The 19,843-nt window shown below is 74.3% G+C and carries 19 protein-coding genes and 2 tRNA genes; 10 read left to right on the forward strand and 11 right to left on the reverse strand.

All coding sequences use genetic code 11. The annotated features are described in order from the left end of the window. The first annotated feature begins 323 nt into the window (after window positions 1-323). From BXA05_RS14440 to BXA05_RS14455, 4 genes are all read left to right on the forward strand, one after another. A complete protein-coding gene (locus tag BXA05_RS14440) occupies window positions 324-2,828 on the forward strand; it encodes a leucine--tRNA ligase (RefSeq protein ID WP_076405675.1) in 2,505 nt (834 codons plus the stop codon). A gap of 195 nt (window positions 2,829-3,023) precedes the next feature. Further along, window positions 3,024-4,010 carry a DUF808 domain-containing protein gene (locus BXA05_RS14445; RefSeq protein ID WP_076405820.1) on the forward strand — a complete coding sequence of 329 codons (987 nt, stop codon included), beginning with the start codon at window positions 3,024-3,026 and terminating at the stop codon, window positions 4,008-4,010. A 36-nt stretch (window positions 4,011-4,046) separates the two neighbouring features. Continuing rightward, complete coding sequence (locus tag BXA05_RS14450; protein ID WP_076405677.1) at window positions 4,047-5,354, forward strand: hemolysin family protein; 1,308 nt, start codon at window positions 4,047-4,049, stop codon at window positions 5,352-5,354. Window positions 5,355-5,462: 108 nt separating this feature from the next. Then, window positions 5,463-6,374: an LLM class flavin-dependent oxidoreductase gene (locus BXA05_RS14455; RefSeq protein ID WP_244550477.1), complete on the forward strand. Its 912-nt coding sequence runs from the start codon at window positions 5,463-5,465 to the stop codon at window positions 6,372-6,374. A gap of 193 nt (window positions 6,375-6,567) precedes the next feature. Here BXA05_RS14455 and leuD read toward each other — a convergent pair whose 3' ends face one another. After that, window positions 6,568-7,203, reverse strand: a complete 636-nt coding sequence (gene leuD / locus BXA05_RS14460) for a 3-isopropylmalate dehydratase small subunit (protein ID WP_076405679.1) — start codon at window positions 7,201-7,203, stop codon at window positions 6,568-6,570. A 57-nt stretch (window positions 7,204-7,260) separates the two neighbouring features. Then, a complete protein-coding gene (gene leuC / locus BXA05_RS14465) occupies window positions 7,261-8,742 on the reverse strand; it encodes a 3-isopropylmalate dehydratase large subunit (protein WP_074809932.1) in 1,482 nt (493 codons plus the stop codon). Between the two features lie 161 nt (window positions 8,743-8,903). On the opposite strand from leuC, the gene BXA05_RS14470 reads away from it, so the two are divergent. The 3 genes from BXA05_RS14470 to BXA05_RS20575 all read left to right on the forward strand — a co-directional run bounded on the left by BXA05_RS14470 (window position 8,904) and on the right by BXA05_RS20575 (window position 10,932). Further along, window positions 8,904-9,623: an IclR family transcriptional regulator gene (locus tag BXA05_RS14470; RefSeq protein ID WP_034654517.1), complete on the forward strand. Its 720-nt coding sequence runs from the start codon at window positions 8,904-8,906 to the stop codon at window positions 9,621-9,623. Window positions 9,624-9,799: 176 nt separating this feature from the next. After that, window positions 9,800-9,967, forward strand: a complete 168-nt coding sequence (locus tag BXA05_RS20100; protein ID WP_163187158.1) for a hypothetical protein — start codon at window positions 9,800-9,802, stop codon at window positions 9,965-9,967. 2 nt (window positions 9,968-9,969) lie between these two features. After that, the gene (locus tag BXA05_RS20575; RefSeq protein WP_076405681.1) at window positions 9,970-10,932 is read left to right on the forward strand and encodes a PH domain-containing protein; all 963 of its coding nucleotides are present in this window, start codon (window positions 9,970-9,972) and stop codon (window positions 10,930-10,932) included. A 187-nt stretch (window positions 10,933-11,119) separates the two neighbouring features. Here the strand turns inward: BXA05_RS20575 and BXA05_RS14480 are convergent. Together BXA05_RS14480 and BXA05_RS14485 are read right to left on the reverse strand one after the other, a co-directional pair. Further along, window positions 11,120-11,192, reverse strand: a tRNA-Glu gene (locus tag BXA05_RS14480). A 100-nt stretch (window positions 11,193-11,292) separates the two neighbouring features. Then, window positions 11,293-11,364 (reverse strand) — tRNA-Gln (locus tag BXA05_RS14485). Between the two features lie 202 nt (window positions 11,365-11,566). Between BXA05_RS14485 and BXA05_RS14490 the strand changes: the two genes are divergently transcribed. Both BXA05_RS14490 and BXA05_RS14495 read left to right on the forward strand, forming a co-directional pair. Next, window positions 11,567-12,346 (forward strand): class I SAM-dependent methyltransferase, encoded by a 780-nt coding sequence (locus BXA05_RS14490; RefSeq protein WP_076405683.1) that lies wholly within the window; start codon window positions 11,567-11,569, stop codon window positions 12,344-12,346. Next, the gene (locus BXA05_RS14495; protein ID WP_076405825.1) at window positions 12,343-12,990 is read left to right on the forward strand and encodes a hypothetical protein; all 648 of its coding nucleotides are present in this window, start codon (window positions 12,343-12,345) and stop codon (window positions 12,988-12,990) included. The genes BXA05_RS14490 and BXA05_RS14495 overlap by 4 nt, the downstream gene beginning before the upstream one ends. 9 nt (window positions 12,991-12,999) lie before the next feature. Here BXA05_RS14495 and BXA05_RS14500 read toward each other — a convergent pair whose 3' ends face one another. Beyond that, window positions 13,000-13,923 (reverse strand): LysR family transcriptional regulator, encoded by a 924-nt coding sequence (locus BXA05_RS14500; RefSeq protein WP_061266830.1) that lies wholly within the window; start codon window positions 13,921-13,923, stop codon window positions 13,000-13,002. A 69-nt stretch (window positions 13,924-13,992) separates the two neighbouring features. Between BXA05_RS14500 and BXA05_RS14505 the strand changes: the two genes are divergently transcribed. Then, window positions 13,993-15,243, forward strand: coding sequence for a YeiH family protein (locus tag BXA05_RS14505; RefSeq protein WP_083711905.1), 1,251 nt, complete (start codon window positions 13,993-13,995; stop codon window positions 15,241-15,243). 208 nt (window positions 15,244-15,451) lie between these two features. Here the strand turns inward: BXA05_RS14505 and BXA05_RS14510 are convergent, their stop codons facing one another. The 6 genes from BXA05_RS14510 to BXA05_RS14535 form a co-directional block, all read right to left on the reverse strand. Beyond that, window positions 15,452-16,240, reverse strand: a complete 789-nt coding sequence (locus BXA05_RS14510; protein WP_076405688.1) for an HAD family hydrolase — start codon at window positions 16,238-16,240, stop codon at window positions 15,452-15,454. Further along, window positions 16,237-17,739, reverse strand: coding sequence for a glutamate--tRNA ligase (gene gltX / locus BXA05_RS14515; protein WP_170963186.1), 1,503 nt, complete (start codon window positions 17,737-17,739; stop codon window positions 16,237-16,239). The genes BXA05_RS14510 and gltX overlap by 4 nt, the downstream gene beginning before the upstream one ends. A gap of 66 nt (window positions 17,740-17,805) precedes the next feature. Continuing rightward, complete coding sequence (locus BXA05_RS14520) at window positions 17,806-18,150, reverse strand: YxzC family protein (protein ID WP_076405692.1); 345 nt, start codon at window positions 18,148-18,150, stop codon at window positions 17,806-17,808. Continuing rightward, window positions 18,150-18,773 (reverse strand): hypothetical protein, encoded by a 624-nt coding sequence (locus tag BXA05_RS14525; RefSeq protein ID WP_143311167.1) that lies wholly within the window; start codon window positions 18,771-18,773, stop codon window positions 18,150-18,152. Before BXA05_RS14525 ends, BXA05_RS14520 begins: the two co-directional genes overlap by 1 nt. Window positions 18,774-18,775: 2 nt before the next feature. Then, the gene (locus BXA05_RS14530) at window positions 18,776-19,051 is read right to left on the reverse strand and encodes a hypothetical protein (RefSeq protein WP_076405696.1); all 276 of its coding nucleotides are present in this window, start codon (window positions 19,049-19,051) and stop codon (window positions 18,776-18,778) included. A gap of 3 nt (window positions 19,052-19,054) precedes the next feature. After that, complete coding sequence (locus BXA05_RS14535) at window positions 19,055-19,837, reverse strand: fumarylacetoacetate hydrolase family protein (protein WP_076405698.1); 783 nt, start codon at window positions 19,835-19,837, stop codon at window positions 19,055-19,057. Window positions 19,838-19,843 lie beyond the last annotated feature (6 nt).

A 19,843-nucleotide genomic window follows, 5' to 3' on the forward strand; every position in this document is an offset into this window, starting at 1 on the left:
GCCACACCCGGCCCCGCCCCGGTCCTGGGCCGTCCCGGTGTTGACCGCGCGTCGGCGCCCGGGCGACGATGGCCGGGATGCGACACCTGCGGCTCCTCCTTCGTCGGCCGCGCTGAGCCCGCCGGGCGGGCACGCTCAGCGCGGCGGTGCCTGCGCGTCCCCGAGGGGCCGCACGGCGAGTGCCCGACGACGAGCCCACCTCTCGAGGAGCCCTCCCGATGCACGCCGCACCCCCACCCCACCCTTCTGTCCCCACTGTCCCGATCGTCCCCGCCGACCATGCGGGTGTCGACCATGTCGAGCCGAGCTCGGGCGACAGCCGCATGCTCGGCGCGTCGTCGCGAGAGATCGAGGACCGCTGGCAGCAGTACTGGGCCGAGCACGGCACGTTCCGCGCGCGCGACGACGGCTCGCGCCCCCGCAGGTACCTGCTGACGATGTTTCCCTACCCTTCGGGCGACCTGCACATGGGTCATGCCGAGGTGTTCGCGCTGGAGGACGTCGTCGCGCGGTACTGGCGCCTGCGCGGGTACGACGTCCTCAACCCGATCGGCTGGGACTCGTTCGGGCTGCCCGCCGAGAACGCGGCGATCCGCCGCGGCGAGAACCCCGCCGTCTTCACCGAGACGAACATCGCGACGCAGGCCGCCACCGCGCGCCGGTACGGGGTGTCGTTCGACTGGTCGCGCCGCCTGGAGACCCACCGACCGGAGTACTACCGATGGACGCAGTGGCTGTTCCTGCGGCTGCTGGAGCGCGGCCTCGCCTACCGCGCGACGGCGTCGGTGAACTGGTGCCCGGTCGACCGGACCGTGCTCGCGAACGAGCAGGTCGTGGGCGGTCGGTGCGAGCGGTGCGGGGCCGCCGTCGTGCACCGCGAGCTCACGCAGTGGTTCGTGCGCGTCACCGCGTACGCGGACCGCCTGCTCGACGACATGGAGGCGCTCGAGGACGCGTGGCCCGCACGCGTGCTGACGATGCAGCGGAACTGGATCGGGCGCAGCGCCGGGGCGCGCGTGCGCTTCCCCGTCGTGCCCGACGACGCCCCCCACGCCCCCGCGAGCGCCGCGCCCGGGGCCGCCTCGCGGCCCGAGCACGTCGAGGTCTTCACGACGCGTCCCGACACCCTGCCCGGCGCGACGTTCGTCGCGGTCGCGCCGGACGGGCCGCTCGCTGCGGCACTGTGCGCACCGGAGCGCGCGGAGGCGCTCGCCCGGCACCGGGAGACCGCGCTGGCGTCCGGGGAGATCGAGCGGACGAGCGCGCAGCGCCCGAGCGCCGGGACGTTCCTGGGCGCCTGGGTCCGCCGCCCCGGCAGCGACGAGCGGCTGCCGGTCTGGGCCGCCGACCACGTGCTGCCCCACTACGGGACGGGAGCGGTCATGGGCGTGCCCGCGCACGACGACCGCGACGCGCGCTTCGCCGCCGCCCACGGCCTGCCGACGGGGTCGGGCGAGACGTGGCCGGGCGTGGAGGAGGCGATCGCCCGCCTGGAGGACGACGGCACGGGCGAGCGTGCGACGTCGTACCGGCTGCGCGACTGGCTGGTCTCGCGGCAGCGCTACTGGGGCGCACCCGTCCCGGTCGTGCACTGCCCGGGGTGCGGCGTCGTGCCCGTCCCGGACGACGACCTGCCCGTCCGGCTCCCCGACCTGGCCGGCGACGACCTCCTCCCTCGGGGCCGCTCGCCGCTGGCCGCCCCCGCCGCCGAGGCGTGGCGGCGCGTGCCGTGCCCCCGGTGCGGCGCCGACGCCGAGCGCGACCCGGACACGCTCGACACGTTCGTCGACTCGTCGTGGTACTTCCTGCGGTACTGCTCGCCGGGCGACGACAGCCCGCCCGACGACGTCCCGTTCCGCCCCGAGGACGCGCGTCGGTGGATGCCCGCGGCGCAGTACGTGGGCGGCGTCGAGCACGCGATCCTGCACCTGCTGTACAGCCGGTTCGTCACGAAGTTCCTGCACGACGAGGGCTGGGTGGACGTCGTCGAGCCCTTCGCGACCCTGCTCAACCAGGGTCAGGTGCGCAACGGCGGGCGGGCCATGAGCAAGTCGCTCGGGAACGGCGTCGACCTCGGCGAGCAGCTCGACCGGCACGGTGCCGACGCGGTCCGCCTCGCCCTGGTGTTCGCGGGGCCGCCCGAGGACGACGTCGACTGGGCCGACGTCGACGCGAGCGCGATGCGGCGGTTCTGCGCGCGCGTGCTGCGGCTCGCGGACGCCGTCGGACCGGCCGCCGGGCCGCGGGCGACCGGCCCCGAGTTGCTGGGCGCCGTCGTGCCCGGGTCGCGGGCTCACGCGCTGCGCCGGGCCACGCACCGGACCGTGCACGAGGCGGAGGACCTGCTCGACCGGAGCCGGTTCAACGTCGTCGTCGCGCGCGTCATGGAGCTCGCGAGCGCCGCGCGGCGCGCCACCGACACCGGGCCGGCGTCCGACGAAAAGGCCGGCGCGCACGCCGCCGCCGTGCGCGAGGCCGTCGAGGCCGCCGTCGTGCTGCTGAGCCTGGTCGCGCCGCACACGGCGGAGGAGGCGTGGCACCGCCTCGGGCGCGAGCCGTCGGTGACCGAGGCCGACTGGCCGACCGTCGACCCGGCGCTGCTCGTCGTCGACGAGGTCGTGGCGGCCGTCCAGGTCGACGGGAAGGTGCGCGACCGGGTGCGGGTGGCTGCGGACGTCGACGAGCGGACGCTGCACGACCTCGCGCTCGCGACCGCGGGTGCCGCCCGGGCGACGGCCGGGCGGCACGTCGTGCGCGTCGTCGTCCGCCCGCCGCACCTGGTGAACGTGGTGACCCGCCCCTCCACGGACGACCCGGCAGTCACGTGAGCCGCCGCCGAGCACGGGGTGGGCGGCCGGAATCGCCTCGATCCGGTCGCCGGTCCCGTGCTCGGCGCCCCGGTGCCGGCGGGTGCGGTCCTGCGACGCGTGGTGGGGGCGGAGTCGCTACGATGCTGCGGCCGCGTCCACTCGACCAGCGGGCCCGTGCGCGGCGACACGGGCCGGCGCACGGAGCACCCACCCATGGCCTTCGGACTCGCTGCCCTCCTGGACGACATCGCCGCGTTCGCCAAGCTCGCGGCCGCCTCGATCGACGACGTCGGCGCGGCCGCCGGGCGTGCGAGCGCGAAGGCGACGGGCGTCGTCATCGACGACACCGCCGTCACGCCCCGCTACGTCGAGGGCCTGGCCGCCAAGCGCGAGCTGCCCGTCGTCAAGCGGATCGCGACCGGGTCGCTGCGCAACAAGCTGCTGTTCATCCTCCCGGCGATCCTGCTCCTGAGCCAGTTCCTTCCCGACCTGCTCACGCCGCTGCTCATGCTCGGCGGCACGTACCTCGCGTTCGAGGGCGCCGAGAAGGTGTGGGAGCTCGTCTCGGGGCGGCACCACGCCGAGGTCGAGACGAAGACCGAGAAGAAGGCGGTCGACGAGGACTCGGTGGTGTCGAGCGCGGTCCGCACCGACTTCATCCTCAGCGCGGAGATCATGGTCATCGCGCTCAACGAGGTCGCCTCGGAGAACTTCTGGTCGCGTCTGATCATCCTCGTGATCGTCGCGATCCTCATCACGGTCCTCGTCTACGGGGTCGTGGCGCTCATCGTGAAGATGGACGACATCGGCCTGCACCTCGCGAAGCGCGACACGCCCTGGGTCCAGTCGTTCGGGCGCGGGCTCGTGAGCGCGATGCCGAAGGTCATGTCCGTCATCTCGATCGTCGGGATCGTCGCGATGCTCTGGGTGGGCGGCCACATCCTGCTGCAGGGCACGTACGACCTCGGCTGGCACGGCCCGTACGACGTCGTGCACCACCTCGAGCACGCCGTGACCGGCGTCGCGGGCGTGGGCGGGTTCCTCGGCTGGCTCGTCAACACGGCGTGCTCCGCCGTCGTCGGGATCGTGGTCGGCGGCGTCGTGGTCCTCGTGGCGCACCTGATCCCGCGCCGCAAGCACGGCGAGCCCGCCGCGACCGAGCCGACGACGCCGGACGGCCCCGCCCCGACCGCCGGCTGAGCCCACGCCGGGCCGAGTGGCCTGGTTGGATGAGGCATGGACTCCGGCACCTGGACCAACATCGGCCTCGTCCTGCTCTTCATCCTCGTCGGCGGCGTCTTCGCCGGGACCGAGATCGCGCTCGTCTCGCTGCGCGAGAGCCAGGTCGCCCGCATCGAGAAGCAGTCGGCGCGCGGCGCCCGGGTCGCGGCGGTCGCGCGCGACCCCAACCGCTTCCTCGCCGCGGTGCAGATCGGCGTCACCGTGGCGGGCTTCTTCTCGGCCGCGTACGGCGCGTCGACGCTCGCGCCGGATCTCGCGCCCGCGCTCGAGGACCTGGGGCTGTCGAGCGGTCTCGCGGACACCGTCGCGCTCGTGGGGCTCACGCTCGTCATCGCCTACCTCTCCCTGGTGCTCGGCGAGCTCGTGCCCAAGCGCATCGCGCTCCAGCGCTCGGCGGGCGTCGCGCTCGTCGTCGCCCCTCCCCTGGACCGCTTCGCGACCCTCATGCGGCCCGTCATCTGGCTGCTGTCGCGCTCGACCGACGGCGTCGTGCGGCTGCTCGGCGGCGACCCCTCGGCGCGCAGCGAGGAGATGAGCGAGGAGGAGCTGCGCGAGATCGTGCTCGCGCACGAGTCGCTGCCCGAGGACGAGCGCCGCATCCTCGACGACGTGTTCGCAGCGGGCGACCGCTCGCTCGCCGAGGCGATGACGCCGCGCGGCGAGGTCGCGTTCCTCGCGGCCGACACCCCCCTCGCGGACGCCGCCCAGACGGTCGCGGCGGGCCCGTACTCGCGCTACCCGGTGACGGGCGACGACTTCGACGACGTCGTCGGCTTCCTCCACGTGCGCGACCTGCTCGGCCGGGACTGCCCCGACCACCCGCCGACGGACCCGACGACGGGGCGCGCCCTCACCGTGCGCGACGTCGTGCGGCCCATCCTCGCGCTGCCCGCGACGAACACCGTGCTGCCCGCGATGTCGCAGATGCGGCGCGAGGGCGTGCACATCGCCGTCGTCGTCGACGAGTACGGCGGCACCGACGGGATCGTCACGCTCGAGGACCTCGTCGAGGAGCTCGTGGGCGACATCCGTGACGAGTACGACGCCGACGAGCCGTCGCCCGCTCGCGAGCACGGCGCGACGACGAGCGTGGACGCCGGACAGACGATCGAGGAGTTCGCGCGCCGCACGGGCGTCGAGCTGCCCGACGGCCCGTACGAGACCGTCGCCGGCTTCGTCCTGGCGCAGCTCGGGCGCCTCGCCCTCGTGGGCGACCACGTCGACGCGGACGGCTACCGGCTCACGGTGACCGACGTCGCGCGGCGGCGCATCGTGCGCGTGGACGTCGTCCCGCTCCCCTGACCGCTGAGCGCACGACGCTGAGTGCGGGAAACAGTCGCGTCCCGGCACCTCGGACGCGACTTTTTCCTGCACTCAGCGGTGTGGGTGGGGCCGCGTAGCGTCGGGTGGATGAGCGCAGCGACGACGGAGACACGGTCGGGGATCAAGGTCGGGGTGGTCGGGAGCTTCGGCTCCGCCGCCCAGGTGCTGGAGATGGCGGTCGGGGCGGAGGACGCCGGCTGGGACGGGTTCTTCTCGTGGGACGGGCTGAGCCTGCTGTCCATGCCGGTCGACACGTTCGACCCGTGGGCGGTGATCGCGGCGGCGGCGGTCCGGACCGAGCGGATCACGCTGGGCGCGATGGTCTTCGCGCTCCCCCGCCGCAAGCCGTGGGAGGTCGTGCGCCAGGCGCTGACCGTCGACCACCTGTCGGGCGGCCGCCTCGTGCTGCCGGTCGGCGTCGGCGTGCTCGACGACGGCGGCTTCTCCGCCGTGCCGGGTCAACCGCAGTCGCTGCGCGAGCGCGCCGAGCTGCTCGACGACGCGCTCGCCTACCTCGACCGCGCGTGGACCGGCGAGCGGTTCACGTTCGAGGGGACCCACGTGCGGACCGGGGAGATGCAGTTCCTGCCGCGCCCGGTCGAGCGTGCCGTCGTCGGCCACCACGTGCCGGTCTGGCCGGTCGGCGTGTGGGACGCCGAGCGCCCGCCGGCGCGCTCGCTCGACCGCACCCTGCGCGCCGACGGGATCGTGCTCCAGCTCCGCGGCGACCGCGGCTTCGACGTGCCCACGCCCGACGACGTCTCCGCCCTCGTCGCGTGGCTCACCACGCGCCGCGCCGAGCTGGGCCTCGACGCGGACCGGCCGTTCGACGTCGTCGTCCAGGGCGAGCTCCCGGCGGACCGCTCCGCGGCGGCCGACCAGCTCGCCGGCCTCGCCGACGCCGGAGCGACCTGGTGGGTCGAGTCCCGCTGGAACCCCGAGACCGCGACCCCGGAGTCGCTGCTCGCCGCGATCCACGCAGGCCCGCCCCGTCCCTGAGCAGGGACGGGGCGAGGCGACGCACGGGCTCGGCCGCGCGACGTGTGTCGGCAACACGATCACGGGCGGGCTCTGGGGTGGTGACGACGGGTGGTGGCGGGCCTGGCGGGAGCAGGGCGAGGGACGAGCCCTGCGGAGGGTAGACCCGTCGTCACCACCCCAGCGCCCGCCCCCCGACCATGAACCCGAAGAATCAGACCGGCCGCGCCGCCTCGATCTCGACCTTGGGCAGCGTCTTCGCGGGCAGCGTCTTCGGGCGCCACGACGCGCGCGTCGCCTCGAACGCGGAGATCTCGTCCTCGTGCTGGAGCGTGAGGCCGATGTCGTCGAGGCCCTCCATGAGGCGCCAGCGCGTGTAGTCGTCGATCTGGAACGGCACGGTGACGTCGAGCGCCGACGCGGTGCGGGCGACGAGGTCGACCGTCACCTCGGTGCCCGGGTTGGTCTCGAGGATCTTCCAGAGCAGCTCGACGTCCTCCTGCGCGACGATGCCTGCGACGAGGCCCTGCTTGCCGGAGTTGCCGCGGAAGATGTCGGCGAAGCGCGACGCGAGGACGACGCGGAAGCCGTAGTCCTTGAGCGCCCAGACGGCGTGCTCGCGCGACGAGCCGGTGCCGAAGTCGGGTCCGGCGACGAGCACGGAGCCCGCACGGTAGGCGTCCTGGTTGAGGACGAACGTGGGGTCGCCGCGCCAGGCGGCGAACAGCGCGTCCTCGAACCCGGTGCGCGTCACGCGCTTGAGGTAGACGGCGGGGATGATCTGGTCGGTGTCGACGTTGCTGCGGCGCAGCGGGACGCCGACGCCGGTGTGGGTCGTGAACTTCTCCATGGCAGGAACCTCTTCGGGTCTTCGGGGCGACGAGTGGGGCAGCGCGGCGCGGGTGGCTCAGACCTGCACGAGGACGCGCGGGTCGAGCGGCGCGAGCGGCGTGCCGTCGAAGGACGTGATGTCGGTGCCCTCGGGCAGGTCGAGGTCGCTCAGCGAGGAGAGCGTCCCGCGCAGCGCGGTGGCGGCGGCGACGAGCGGCGACACGAGGTGGGTGCGGCCGCCCTTGCCCTGGCGGCCCTCGAAGTTGCGGTTCGACGTCGAGGCGGCGCGCTCGCCCGGCTGGAGCTGGTCGGGGTTCATGCCGAGGCACATCGAGCAGCCGGCGTTGCGCCACTCCGCGCCGAAGTCGAGGAAGATCTGGTCGAGGCCCTCGGCCTCGGCCTGGAGGCGCACGCGCGCGGACGCCGGGACGACGAGGACGCGGACGCCGTCGGCCTTCTTCTTGCCCTGCACGACCTTCGCGACCGAGCGCAGGTCCTCGATGCGGCCGTTGGTGCACGACCCGATGAACACGGTGTCGACGGGGATCTCGCGCAGCGGCTGGCCGGGCGTGAGGCCCATGTACTCGATCGCACGCTCGGCGGCGACGCGCTCGTTCTCGTCCGCGATCTGCTCGGGGACGGGCACGGTCGCGGAGATGGGCAGGCCCTGGCCGGGGTTGGTGCCCCACGTGACGAAGGGCTCGAGGTCGGACGCGCGGAGCGTGACCTCGGTGTCGAACACGGCGTCGTCGTCGGAGCGCAGCGTGCGCCAGTACTCGACGGCCGCGTCCCAGTCGGCGCCCTCGGGCGCGTGCGGGCGGCCCTTGAGGTACTCGAACGTCGTGTCGTCCGGGGCGATCATGCCGGCGCGCGCGCCCGCCTCGATCGACATGTTGCAGATCGTCATCCGCGCCTCCATGGAGAGCTTGCGGATGGCCTCGCCGCGGTACTCCAGGACGTAGCCCTGGCCGCCGCCGGTCCCGATCTTGGCGATGATGGCGAGGATGATGTCCTTGCTCGTGGCGCCGGGCGGCAGCTCGCCGTCGACGTTGATCGCCATGGTCTTGAACGGGGCGAGCGGGAGCGTCTGCGTGGCGAGCACGTGCTCGACCTCGGACGTGCCGATGCCGAACGCGAGCGCGCCGAACGCGCCGTGCGTCGAGGTGTGCGAGTCGCCGCACACGACCGTCAGGCCGGGCATGGTGAGGCCGAGCTGCGGCCCGACCTGGTGCACGATCCCCTGGTCGGCGTCGCCGAGCGAGTGGATGCGGACGCCGAACTCGCGCGCGTTGTTGCGCAGCGTGTCGATCTGCGTGCGGCTCGTGAGGTCCGCGATCGGCAGGTCGATGTCGAGCGTCGGGGTGTTGTGGTCCTCGGTCGCGATGGTGAGGTCGGGGCGGCGGACCGGGCGGCCCGCGAGGCGCAGCCCCTCGAACGCCTGGGGGCTGGTGACCTCGTGCACGAGGTGGAGGTCGATGTAGAGGAGGTCGGGCGACCCGTCGGTGCCTCGTCGCACCAGGTGCGCGTCCCAGACCTTCTCCGCCAGCGTGCCGGCCATGTAGCTCATCTCCTCGTCGTCTGTCACGGTCCTCCTGGGGGGTACGGAGAGCCGCCTGGGTCGATGGTCCGCCGTCCGGCATCCTGCCGGGGAAGACGTCCAGCGGGTGGAACATCCGTGCCGGACTTGCATCTCAGTGCGTGAGACGTCAATATCGACCTATGGACAATACTAGCGGAGTCGGAGTGCTGGACAAGGCGGCCTCCGTCCTGGGCGCCCTGGAGTCCGGACCTGCCACCCTCGCCCAGCTCGTCACGGCCACGGGCCTGGCCCGCCCGACGGCGCACCGCCTCGCCGTCGCCCTCGAGCACCACCGCATGGTCGCGCGCGACATGCAGGGCCGGTTCGTCCTCGGCCCCCGGCTCAACGAGCTCGCGACGGCGGCCGGCGAGGACCGCCTGCTCGCCGCCGCGAACCCCGTGCTGACGGCGCTGCGCGACCACACGGGCGAGAGCGCCCAGCTCTACCGCCGCCAGGGCGACCACCGCATCTGCGTCGCGGCCGCCGAGCGCCCCGTCGGCCTGCGCGACTCGATCCCCGTCGGCGCGACGCTCACCATGAACGCGGGCTCCGCCGCCCAGGTCCTGCTCGCGTGGGAGGAGCCAGACCGGCTGCACCGCGGGCTGCGCGAGGCCGTCTTCACCGCCACGATCCTCTCCGGCGTCCGACGCCGCGGGTGGGCCCAGTCCGTCTCCGAGCGCGAGCTCGGCGTCGCGTCGGTCTCCGCGCCCGTGCGCGGCCCGTCGGGCCGGGTCGTGGCCGCCGTCTCCATCTCGGGCCCGGTCGAGCGACTGAGCCGCCAGCCCGGGCGGCTGCACTCCGGCTCGGTCGTCGCCGCCGCGAACCGCCTCACCGAGGTGCTGCGCCGCGCCGGCGAGTGAGGACGCCGACGCCGGCCCGCACCGGGCCGGCGTCGGCGTGCCGCGGGCCGCAAACGGGACGCGCCCTGTCAAAATGTCCCCGGCTGCTGCCATGCTGTGCGTGCCCGACGCCCGGACAGCGCAGCGGTCGCGGGGGCGACCGCTGACCGTCCGATCCCGAGACACGAGGAGTTCCGATGCACCCGAAGCTGAAGGCCGCCCTGATCTGGGTCCTCGTGATCTTCGCCGTGTACGCGATCGTCACGAGCCCGGACCGCGCGGCCGACATCGTCGAGGGCATCTGGGACGTGATCGTCGGGGCGTTCCGCTCGATCGGCCAGTTCTTCAGCTCGCTCCTGGACTGACCGTGGCCCGCGGCGGACCTCGCAGCAGGATCCTGGACCGCTACGTGCTCAACGGCGAGCGGGTCGTCATCGCGACGCGCCACCACTGGGGGATGCTCCTCGAGCCCGTCGCGACCACCGTCGCGGGGGCGGTCGCGATCGCCTGGCTCGTGGTGCAGGCCGGCCCCGCGGTCGGCGACGGCGTGCTCGTGCTGTGGTGGCTGTGGCTGATCCTCGCCGCCCGCCTGGTGTGGAAGGTCTTCGAGTGGCGCAACGAGTGGTTCGTCGCCACGGACAAGCGCCTGCTCCTGCTCTACGGCCTCATCACGCACAAGGTGGCGATGATGCCGCTGACCAAGGTGACGGACATGAACTACGGGCGCTCGCTCGTCGGGCGCGTGCTGGGCTACGGCCAGTTCCTGCTCGAGTCCGCCGGGCAGGACCAGGCGCTGCGCCAGATCGACTGGGTCGCGCACCCGGATCGGACCTACCGCCTGCTGTGCGACACGCTGTTCATCCCGGGCGTCCGCCCGGGCGGAGCGCCGGCCGGCCCGGGCGGGGCCGCCGCGACGACGGGGGGTGCGCTGCCCGCGACCGTGCCGCCGCCCGCGCCGCGCCCGCCGCAGCCTGCCGAGCCGCTTCCGGTCGAGCCCGCGCCCGCGTGGGACGGACGCAGCCCGGCCGCCACGACCCCGCCTCCCCCGGCACCGCTCCCGTCGGACCCGCGGGTCGTCGTCGTGCCCGGCCGGTCCGCCGGTGCGTCGAGCGGGCCCACCCAGCCGATCCCCGTGACCGGCGACGCTCACGCGGCGCGGGACACCGTGCGTCCCGACGGCCGGCGGGCGGGGCCCGGCGAGGACGAGCAGGGCTGGACGGTCTCCGACGAGCACCGCGCGACGTACGTGCCGGTCACGCCCGCACGGCCGTCGTCGACGCCCATCCCGAAGCCGTACGAGCCCGGCCCCGGGCGCGACGACGCTCCCTGACCGGCCGCACCACCCACCACCCGGTAGCAAAGGCCCCGAGGCCGACCTCCGCGGGGTCTCGCACGCCACGCGACGTGCGTCACACTCAACACCGGCCAGGCCCGCCATCGATCGACGAGCGGCCAACGGGCGCACGGAAGAAACGACGAAGGCCCGGTCACCGTGATGGTGACCGGGCCTTCTTCTGTACCCCCAACGGGATTTGAACCCGTGTTACCGCCGTGAGAGGGCGACGTCCTAGGCCGCTAGACGATGGGGGCCTGTGGAGCTTCGTACCGTTTCCGGCCCGTTTCTCCGGTGAGAACTCTACCTCATGTTTCTCGCGGTCTTGACCGCTCGATCCAGAGCCGGAGCTCTTCGCTGGGGTACCAGGACTCGAACCTAGACTAAGTGAACCAGAATCACTCGTGCTGCCAATTACACCATACCCCAAGGGGGTAACCGATCCGCGTCGGGAAGCCGTGACGACGAGTCATAGACCCGTCCCCTGGCTCCCTCCCGTGGAGGTCCCACCGGCCGAGAACATTACCGGACATGCCGACGCGGACCAAATGCGCTGCGCGCGCCCGAGCGGCCCGGCGACGCGCGCGTCCTGCGGTCGACGGGCACGGCCGCCGTCTGGCACCGTCAGGGCATGAGCCCTGGAGACTCCCTCGACCCCGGTTCGCGCGCCGACCGGGCCGCGTCGTTCGAGCACGGTGCCGCGCAGTACGCCTCCACCCGGCCGTCCTACCCGGACGCGGCCGTCGACTGGCTCGTGCCCGACGGCGCCCACCGCGTCCTCGACCTCGCCGCCGGCACCGGGAAGCTCACGGAGCGGCTCGTCGCACGCGGCCTCGACGTCGTCGCCGTCGAGCCGTCCGACGCGATGCGCGACCGCCTCGCCGAGACCGTGCCCGGCGCCGAGGCGCTCCCGGGATCGGCCGAGGCCGTCCCGCTGCCGGACTCGAGCGTCGACGCGGTGCTGGTCGCCCAGGCGTGGCACTGGTTCTCCCCCGCGGCCCAGCCGGAGATCGCGCGCGTGCTGCGGCCCGGCGGCCGGCTCGGCATCGTGTGGAACGTCCGGGACAGCTCGGTGGACTGGGTGGGCAGGTTCACCGAGATCATCCACCGGGGCGACACGCTCGAGCACAGCTACCGCGAGCCCGCGCTCTCCGAGCACCTCTTCACGACGCCGGAGCACCGCACGGTGCCGTGGGCCGACCGGGTCCTCACGTCCTCGCTGCGCCCGCTCGCCGCGTCGCGCAGCTACCTCCTGACCCTCCCACCCGCGCGGCGCGAGGAGCTGCTGGACGAGATCGACCGGCTCGTCGCGACCCACCCCGACCTCGCCGGCCGCACCGAGGTGGACCTCCCCTACCTCGCCCAGTGCTGGCGCGCCGACGTGCGTTCCGACGCACCGGGCGCAGCATGAGCGGCGGGAACGCACGCGGCACGATGACCGGCGACGACGTCCGGGTGGCCGTCCGATGGCTCGCCGACCGCCTCGTGGGCCAGCCCGTGTCCGCGTTCGACGCGCAGGCCGGCCCGGTCCGCTGGTCGTGCTGGACGACGACGGAGCACGTCGTGGACGACCTCCTCGCCTACGCGCTCCAGCTCGCGGCGCTCCCCACGCTCGCGTACGTGCCGCTCGTCGGCCCGCGGGGCGAGGGCGAGATCGCGCACGTCGACCGCGCGGCCGGGACGGCGGGACTCGTCGAGGCGCTCGTCGGCGGCGGGGAGCTGCTCGCGACGCTCGCCGAGACGCGGCCCGCGGACGCGCGCGCCTTCCACCCGTACGGGGTCTCGGACGCCGACGGCTTCGCGGCGATGGGGGTCGTCGAGGTCCTCGTGCACGGCCACGACGTCCTGCTCGGGCTCACGCACGCACCCACCCCGTTCCCCCCGGGGCTGGCGGCCCGCGCCCTGACGCGCCTGTTCCCCGACGTCGAGACGGGTCCGGACGAGGACCCCGACGCCGTGCTCCTCTGGGCGACCGGCCGGGGCGAGCTCCCGGGTCGGCCGCGGCGCACGCGCTGGCGCTGGGACGCGAGCGTGCGCGCGGACTCGCCGGGCTGAGCCGGCCCGTCAGGCCGACGACGCGGCCGCGGCCGCCGCGATGCGGCGCGCGGCCGAGGAGAGCGCCGTGCCGTCCTTCCAGACCATCCGCAGCCGGCGGTCGAGCTCCAGCCCCGGCACCGCGACCCGCACGAGGGCGCCCCGTGCGACGTCGTCGGCGACGGCGAGGCTCGACAGCACAGCGACCGCCCCGCCGTGCTGCACGGCCGTCTTCAGCGCCGCGGTGGAGCCGAGGTAGGGCAGGTGGTCCGGCAGCCGCTCGCCGAGCGTCGCGAGGCCGCGCTCGAGCGTCTCGCGCGTGCCCGAGCCGCGCTCGCGCACGACGAGCCCCCCGGACAGCAGCTCGTCGACGCGCACGGCGCTGCGACGCGCCCAGGGGTGCGCCGGGCCGACGACGACGACGAGCCGGTCGTGCGCGACGGTGCGGCTGCGCAGCCCGCGCCGCAGCGTCGCGCTCTCGACGAACCCGAGCTCCACCCCGCCGTCGAGGACGAGGTCGGTCACCTCGCGCGAGTTGCGGACGACGAGCTCGACGTCGGGAGCCCCGCCGCCCGGCGCCCCCTCGAGCGCGAGCCGCGCGAGCCAGCGCGGCGCCAGGTACTCCGCGACGGTGAGGCTCGCCGCGACCCGCACCCGGGCGGCCGGGGCGTCGCGCAGCGCCGCGACGGAGGTCTCGAAGCGGTCGGAGGCCTCGATCACCTCGCGCGCCCACGCCGCCGTCGCGCGGCCGGTCTCCGTGAGCCGGGACCCGCGCGTCGTGCGCTCGAGGAGGTCGAGGCCGAGGCGGCGCTCGAGCGCGCGCAGGCCCGCCGACGCCGTGGGCTGGGCGACGCCGAGCGCGCGGGCCGCCGCGCTGATCGACCCGTGCGAGTCGGTCGCGACGAGCAGCTCGAGCGCGGAGAGGGACGTCCTGTCGCGGGCGGTCGTGGCCATAGGCCCACTCTATGCCTCGCGAGGGAAGTCGCTCTTCTGCCGCCGCACCGGCCGCAGCACGCTGGAAGCATGAACCACCCTGCACCCCCCTCGACGCGCGCGGAGGCCCTCGCGACCCGAGGCGCCCCGGTGGCCACGGCCGCTCCCACGGCGCAAGCACCCGACCGGCGCCCCGACGCACCGCGCGGACCGCGCGCGCTCGTCCCCGGGCTCGTCCTCGTCGGCGCGGCCACGCTCCTCGTGCTCGCGGGCGCGCGCCTGGTCCCGACGGTGTCCCCGCTCGTCGTCGCGCTCGTCCTGGGCGCGCTCGTCGCCCCGGTGCTCGGCCGGCTCGCGACGACCCGGAGGGGCGGAGCGACGGTCGCCGCGACGCGTCCCGGCGTCGCGTGGACGTCGCGCGTCGTGCTCCGGGTGGGCGTCGTGCTGCTCGGCTTCCAGCTCTCCCTCCCGGAGGTGCTGGGGCTGGGCTGGCGCGGGCTCGTCGTCGTCACGACGACGCTCGCCGTCACCTTCGCGGGCACGCTCGCGCTCGGCCGCGTGCTGCGCGTGCCGCGCGTGACGACACTGCTCGTCGCGACCGGCTTCTCCGTGTGCGGGGCGGCCGCGATCTCCGCGATGCAGGGCGTCGTGGACCGGCCGGGTCGCACCCCCGACGAGGTGCGCGAGGACGACGACGGCGTCGCCACCGCGCTCGCGCTCGTCACCGTCTACGGCACCCTCGCGATCGTCGTGCTGCCCTGGCTCGCAGGGCTGCTCGGGCTCACCGACGACCGGGCCGGGCTCTGGATCGGCGCGAGCGTCCAGGAGGTCGCGCAGGTCGTCACCGCGGCCGGGACGGTCTCCGCGCCGGCGCTCGCCACCGCGACGGTCGCGAAGCTCGCGCGCGTGGCCCTGCTCGCGCCGCTCGTCGCCGTCGCCGGGGTCGTCGTGGCCCGCGGGGCGCGACGCGCGGCGTCGGCGCTGGCGGCCACGAGCGCGCTCGGGGCACCGGGCACCGCGCCGTCGTCCGGTGCGGACGACGGCGAGTCTCGCAGCGCAGGTGCCGGGGCCAGGAGGCGACGCGTCGCCCCGGTGCCGTGGTTCGTCGTCGGGTTCGTGGCGGCGGTCGTGCTCCGCAGCCTCGGGGTCGTGCCCGCGCCGGTGCTCGCCGTCCTCGTCACGGCCTCGACGCTCGCGTTCGTCGCGGCGATGTTCGCCCTCGGGCTCGGCGTGGACGTGCCGACGCTCGTGCGCACCGGGCGGCGGTCGCTCGTGCTGGGCGCTCTGTCCGCGGTGCTCGTCACCGCGACGGCCCTCGTCGGGGTCCTGCTCCTCGCCTGATCGCCCCAGGAGCGGGAGCCCCCCGGCCTCCCGAGGGAACGCCCCGGTAGGCCGGAGTAGAGGCCCGGTACGCCGAGGTAGAGCCCTGGTCATGACCAGGGCTCTACCTCGCGGAACCAGGGCTCTACCTCGCGGAACCAGGGCTCGACCTCGCGGGACCGGGGCTCTACCTCGCGGGGCGGGGGGCTGCGCCTCGCAGGGCCGGGGGTTACCTCGGCGCGGGGGTCTGCGCCGCCGCGACGCCGAGCGTCGCGGGGAGGTCGTCGAGGCCGTGGACGACGTGCACGCCCGACGCGCGGGCCGACGCCGGATCCTCCGGGTGCGGGCCGCCGCGGCGCGTGCCGGGGCGGTCGAGCCACACCCCGACGAGGCCCGCGGCGAGCGCGCCGCGCGCGTCGACGTCGAGCTCGTCGCCGACGTACGCGGTGCGGGCCGGGTCGGTGCCGAGACGACGGCACGCCTCGGCGAACACGCGCGGGTCTGGCTTGCCGAAGCCGAGCGTGTCCACCCCGACGAGCAGCGGCACGTCGGCCAGGCCCGCGGCCGCGAGCTTGCGGGTCTGGAGCTCGACGCGCGCGTTCGTCAGCGACCCGACGCGCACCCCGGCCCCCGTGAGCGCGTCGACGACCGCGCGGGAGTCGGCGAACGCCGTCCACGACTCCTCGAACGTGCCCCAGAAGAGGTCCTTCCAGTCGACGTACGCCGCGTCGTCGAGCAGCTCGCCGCCGAACGCCGCCTGGAGCTCGTTGGCGCGCGCCATCCGCTGGGCGTCGAAGTCGACCTCGCCGCGCGTGTACGCGCGGTAGTGCCCGTTGGGGTCGGCGCGCCACAGCGCGAGGACCTCGTCGTAGCGCTCCTCGGGCAGGTGCGGCAGCCACACGCGCGACGCGGCGGCGATGGCCTGCGCGAACGCGGCACGCGTGTCGACGAGCGTGTCGTCGACGTCGAACAGGACGCCCTCGAGCGGCGCGCCCGCCGAGGCCGCGGCGTCGGTCACAGCGCGTCCCGCAGGCGCACGAGGCGCTCCAGCGTCGAGCCCTTGCCGAGCAGCTCCATCGACTCGAACAGCGGCGGCGAGACGCGGCGGCCCGTGAGCGCGACGCGCAGCGGCGTGAACGCGAAGCGCGGCTTGACGCCCATGCCCTCGACGATCGCGTCGCGCAGGCGCTCCTCGATGGCGGCGGTGACGAACTCGTCGTCCTGCAGCACGTCGAGCGCGGCGATCGCCGCCGCGAGGATGTCCTTCGCGTCGTCGCGCAGGGCGCCGCGCGCGTCCTCCTCGACCGTGAGCGCGTCGTCGGGCGTGAAGAGGAAGCCCAGCATCCCGACCGACTCGCCCAGCAGCACCATGCGCTCCTGGACGAGCGGCGCGGCCGCCGTGAGGATCTCCTGGTTGCGGGGCGACAGGTCGGCGAACGAGTCCGCCGGGACGAGCCCGCCCGCGTGCAGGTACGGCACGAGGCGGTCGCGAAAGTCCTCCGGCGCGAGCATCCGCACGTGCGTCGCGTTGATCGCCTCGGCCTTCTTGAGGTCGAAGCGCGCCGGGTTCGGCAGCACGTCGTGCACGTCGAACGCCTCGACCATCTCGGTGACCGTGAAGATGTCGTGGTCCGGCGAGATCGACCAGCCGAGCAGCGCGAGGTAGTTGAGCAGGCCCTCCGGCGTGAACCCGCGCTCGCGGTGCAGGAACAGGTTGGACTCGGGGTCGCGCTTGGAGAGCTTCTTGTTGCCCTCCCCCATGACGTACGGGAGGTGGCCGAACTCCGGCATCACGTGCGCGACGCCGATCTCCAGCAGCGCCCGGTACAGCGCGATCTGGCGCGGCGTCGAGGACAGCAGGTCCTCGCCGCGCAGCACGTGCGTGATGCCCATGAGCGCGTCGTCCACCGGGTTCACGAGCGTGTAGAGCGGCTGCCCGTTCGCGCGCACGAGCGCGTAGTCCGGGACCGAGCCCGCCTTGAACGTGATCTCCCCGCGCACGACGTCGGTGAACGTGATGTCCTCGTCCGGCATCCGCAGGCGCAGCACCGGCTCGCGGCCCTCGGCGCGAAGGGCGGCCTTCTGCTCGTCCGTGAGGGTGCGGTCGAAGTTGTCGTAGCCCTTCGTCTTGAGCCCCGCGGCGGCGTTGCGCGCGTCGGACTCCTCCGGGGTCGAGAACGACTCGTAGACGTACCCGCCCTCGACGAGGCGCGCGATGACGTCCTGGTAGATGTCCGCGCGCTGCGACTGCCGGTACGGCTCGTGCGGGCCGCCGACCTCGACGCCCTCGTCCCAGTCGAGCCCGAGCCAGCGCAGCGCGTCGAGGAGCTGCTGATAGCTCTCCTCGCTGTCGCGCGCGGCGTCGGTGTCCTCGATGCGGAACACGAACGTGCCGCCCGTGTGCCGCGCGTAGGCCCAGTTGAACAGCGCGGTGCGGATGAGCCCGACGTGCGGCGTCCCGGTCGGGGACGGGCAGAAGCGGACGCGGACGGGCGAGGAACCAGGTGCGGGGATCACGGCTCCCAGCCTAGTTGCCCGACGCCGTCCGCCGCCCGGGCGTCCGGCGTCGCCCCGGTCGTCGTCTCAGTCGCGCGTGGCCGGGTCCGCATCGGGCACAGGCAGCGGGACGGAGTCGCGGAGGGTTCGACCGGTCACGCAACGTTCGAAGTCGTGGAGCCAGTCGCGGAAGTCGTCGACGGTGTAGTCGCCGGTCACCCCGAGTGGGAGTGGCTCGGCACCGGCGAGGCGGTCGAGAGCTTCTTGGATGCACTCGTCGTATCGGTGCGAGTCCTGGGCGAGGTACTCCCACGCCCAGTCGCTCACCTCGTCGCGCGAGCGCGACTGGTCCACGAGCCCGCGCAGAGCGGCCCGCGTCTCCTCCCGTGTCGGGTAGTCGCGTGCGACACCGTCCTTGCCGGAAGTCCCCATCAGACGAAGACCTGTTCGTCGCCCGACGCGTGCCAGACGACGATCCGATCGCCCTTCTCGACGCGAGACCGGCGAGCACCGACCGACTCCAGGAGCAGTCGGAGGTCTGTCTCACCGAGCTCGAGCCTCGCCGTACCGAGCAGCGCGAGTGCGCTGCCGACCGCGGTGTGGTGCAGGACGGTGACGTCGCGCTCCCCGTCGGGATCGTCGTCGAACCGCACATACAGGTCCTCGAGCCCCGGTCCGACGCGCGTGACTTCGACGGAGGCGACGCCGGGGATCGCCAGGACCTCGTCGGACGTGAGGAGCGACGGGGTCGACGCCGCGCAGCCGTTGGGACCGCCGTCAGTGCGCAGGGCTCGCCCACCGCTGCCCACGCGAGCGACAGGACTGCCCAGCGACCGCGTGCGCACGAGGACGACCAGTCCGCCGAGCGCTGCCCCCGCGAGCGCACAGACCGGGACGCCGACGATCGCGAGGACGATGCCGTAGGACAGGGCTTCCCCCGCAGGGACGCCGCCGGCGACCACCGCGAGGATCACGAGCACGACGACGGCCACGCACGGGACCGCCGCGGCCCAGGCCGCCCACCGCGCGACGGCGCGCCCCGGCCGATGTCTCACCGTCAGTGGCTCTCGGCGACCGCGCCCGCGGCGGCTGTGCGGGCCGGGGGCCGCCGACGAGACCGCACGACGGCGTGCACGACGCCCAGGAGAAGCCCCACGACGGCTCCGCAGGGCGCCACCACGAGGAGACCGAGCATCGTGGCGCCCAGCGCGTCGGTGAACCCGGTACCGCCGGCGAGGGCGACGACCGAACCCCACAGCGCGAGCAGGAGGCTCGGCACGACCGCGCCGACCGTCGCCCACCGGACGACCGTCCGGAACGGCCCCGGGACCATCCCTCAGGCCCGCCGGACGACCGGGTTGCTCAGGACGCCCAGCCCCTCGACCTCGCACTCGACGCGGTCGCCGACGTCGATCAGCCCGACGCCCGCAGGGGTGCCGGTGAGGATGACGTCGCCGGGCAGCAGGGTCATCGCCTCGGAGACGTAGGACACGAGGAACGGGATGTCGAAGATCATGTCGCTCGTGCGGCCGTCCTGCTTGACCTCGCCGTTGACGCGGCTGCGGACGCCGACGTCCTCCGGGTCGAGGTCGGTGTCGATCCACGGCCCGAGGGGGCACGCGGAGTCGAAGCCCTTGGCGCGCGCCCACTGGCCGTCGGTGCGCTGCGCGTCGCGCGCGGTGACGTCGTTCGCGACCGTGTACCCGAGCACGTACGCCGGCGCGGCCTCGGGCGACACGTCCTTCGCGAGGCGTCCGATGACGACCGCGAGCTCGGCCTCGTACGAGACCTCCTGCGAGAAGTCGGGCAGGACGATCGGGTCGTCCGGGCCGACGACCGACGTGTTCGGCTTGAGGAACAGCAGCGGGCTCGTCGGGACGTCGTTGCCCATCTCCTTCGCGTGGTCCGCGTAGTTGCGGCCCACGGCGACCACCTTGGAGCGCGGGATCACCGGCGCGAGGAGCCGGACGCCGTCGCCCAGCTCGACGCGCTCGCCCGTCGGCGTGACGGGCATGTAGAGCGGGTCGCCCGTGAGGACCGCGAGGTACGTGCGGTCTCCCTCCTGCTGGACGAGGGCGTAGCGGGGGTCGTCTCCGGTGGTGAATCTCGCGATGCGCACGGGCCC

It is taken from the genome of Cellulosimicrobium funkei (assembly GCF_900155925.1).
Lineage (GTDB): Bacteria > Actinomycetota > Actinomycetes > Actinomycetales > Cellulomonadaceae > Cellulosimicrobium > Cellulosimicrobium funkei.